Origin of the sequence: Lactococcus sp. EKM203L (assembly GCF_011800585.1) — a bacterium.
In the GTDB taxonomy this organism is placed as follows: domain Bacteria; phylum Bacillota; class Bacilli; order Lactobacillales; family Streptococcaceae; genus Lactococcus; species Lactococcus lactis.
The window spans coordinates 1-390 of the sequence record NZ_JAALEQ010000050.1; the positions used below are offsets into that span (position 1 = coordinate 1).

Below are 390 nucleotides of genomic sequence, written 5' to 3' on the forward strand. Positions count from 1 at the left end.
CTCTAAAATGTGCCAGTTTTCTCGAGAAGCGAGTCGATCATTCATTTCTCGTGCTCGTTGAACGCTTTCTCCTTTTTTTTCTCTTAATTTCTTTCCTGTTTCTAAATTGACCTTATTGACAATGATGTGGTTGTGTAAGACGTGATTTTTTCCGTCTAAATGCGTATACACAGCACTTTGATGGTTAGGATAGAGATTTTCTGCTAACTCAACGCCTAAATCGTTGGCTTTTTGCCAGTCCTTTTGTACTTTCGGATTCAGTTCATCTAAGGCGAAAGATTGGGTAATACGCAAGACCTGATTGGATTCTTTGGTTTGGTTATGAAGTTGTCGAATGACATCAAATTGTTCTTTGGCGATAAAGGGATCAATCCCGTTGGTTCCACCCAC

At 39.7% G+C, this 390-nt stretch carries 1 protein-coding gene; it reads right to left on the bottom strand.

Features of this window, described 5'->3' with window-relative positions; translation table 11 throughout:
• Window positions 1-390: relaxase/mobilization nuclease domain-containing protein (locus HFD15_RS14050; protein ID WP_167593832.1), on the bottom strand; the 390-nt coding region annotated here is incomplete at both ends.